Annotated in this window: 2 pseudogenes; one reads left to right on the top strand and one right to left on the bottom strand. The window is 35.4% G+C overall.

Going from position 1 to position 1930, the window contains the following annotated elements:
- A pseudogene (gene dnaG, locus CCY16_RS06830) lies at positions 1–1333 on the bottom strand (DNA primase); the annotation flags it as partial.
- Positions 1334–1511: 178 nt separating this feature from the next.
- On the opposite strand from dnaG, the pseudogene rpiB reads away from it, so the two are divergent.
- Positions 1512–1930, top strand: a pseudogene (gene rpiB, locus CCY16_RS03390) (ribose 5-phosphate isomerase B); the annotation flags it as partial.

Raw genomic sequence — 1930 nt, 5'->3', positions numbered from 1 at the left:
TATGGCCTGATTTTGTTCTGCTTCAATTAGCTCTGGAGATTTGTTGTAAAGATATTCACTTTTTGTTGCTTTTGCTCTATTATTAAAAACCTGCTTTTTGAAGCTATTTCTTAGCTCACTAGCTTTATCGTAAAAGTAATCTCTATAATACCTTCTAATACTGCTGTTACCGATAGTATTGACATATTCCATGAACTTGTGCTCAAGAATTGAATATTTTTCCTGGGCAAGTTCCTCATAGTTTGGCAAATTGCTACCAATTATGTAATGCCATAAATATTCAAAATGAAGTTTTGTTGAATGGTCAAGCGCAGAGAGTACGGTTTCTTTCTTATGTTCCAGCTCATTACATACATCGTATGGGTCTTTATCGGTTGGCAAAGTCACAAACTTTAACGTGTATCCAGGCTCTAATATTGGTAGAACAAGTTTCGCAACTCTAATTGCAGCATTACGTCCAGCACTATCACCATCCATACAGATAGAGATTTCTTTAGCAAATTTCCATAGATTTTTTTATTTGTTTTGCAGAAATTGCGGTACCCAGTGGAGCAACTATATTGCTAATTCCCGTTTGATGCAGTGCTATCACATCCATATACCCCTCAACAACAAATACATGCTGTTTTTTGCGTATTTCACTTAAAGCGAAGTTTAACCTGTATAAGTTTTCCCTTTTCTTGAATAGTTGACTTTCTGGGCTGTTTAAATATTTTGGCTGTTGCTTAGAACTCAGCGCGCGTCCGCCAAAACCAATAACTTTTCCTGCAATGTTATATATAGGGAATATCAGCCGATTACAAAAATAATCACGAGAATTTTTATTTATCAATCCAACATTAATTAGAATTTCGTCCTCAATACCCAAGGAGTTTAAATATACTTTCAAACCAGAACTTGGCGCATAACCTACCTTAAATTTATCTATGATTTTAGGTGAAATCTTGCGCTGCTTTAGATAAGCTATAACACCTTGATTTTTTTGTACAAACCAACTTGCAGCTAAACTCAGCGTCGGAAACAGTTCGCCGTTTTCTTTAGCTAAATTAAGGTTTTTAGGTAACTCAACGCCTACAACTGATGCCAGCCTTTCCAGTGCTTCTTTAAAACTCAGCCCCTCAGTTTGTGAAATGAAATTGAACACATCACCATGAGCCGAACAACCAAAGCAGTGATACGATCCTTTAATATTACTCGCCAAAAAAGACGGTGTTTTTTCGTTATGAAATGGACAGAATCCAACAAAACTATCTCCTCTTTTTGTTAGACTGACTTTCTTGCCTACTATATCGGATAATAATAATCTTGATTTTATAATATCTATATAATCCATCTTATTGAATTAGTAGTAGCAGGACAAAAATTATACAGAATTTATGCACATCTAGCTCAAAATTTATTTTAAGCTTCAGAGTTTCAAAAAGATTAGAAGCATTGGGCGGCTTGACAGAAAGCTTAAAATGAATTACCCATATTAGATGTCTTTAAGTGGTGCAAGATCAATTTCTTATATGTCAGATATAATATCAATTGCTTCAGACCATGCTGGTTATGAATTAAAATCAGAAATAAAGTCTTACCTGGAAACTCTGGGTTACAAAGTACTAGACCGTGGCTGTACTGCTGAGCAAAAGTGCGTAGATTATCCAGACTATGCTGTTAAAATTGCAGAAGATATAATAAACAAAAAAGCAAATTATGGGATATTAATCTGTGGCACAGGTCTAGGTATGAGTATCGTTTTGATCGCTTTGAAGGGATCCACGCCGTCTTATGTAATAGTGTTGAGATCACGAAACTAGCCCGCGAACATGGCAATGCAAATGTATTGTGTCTTGGTGCAAGATTTACTGCCAGTGGATTAGCAAAAGATATAGTCAAACAATTCCTCGAAACAGAATTTTCAAAAGAAAGCAGACATAAAAAACGC

This window comes from Wolbachia endosymbiont of Wuchereria bancrofti, assembly GCF_002204235.2.
Classification (GTDB): domain Bacteria; phylum Pseudomonadota; class Alphaproteobacteria; order Rickettsiales; family Anaplasmataceae; genus Wolbachia.
The sequence above is the reverse complement of the archived record's forward strand: the minus strand, read 5'-3'. Positions and strand labels throughout refer to the sequence as shown.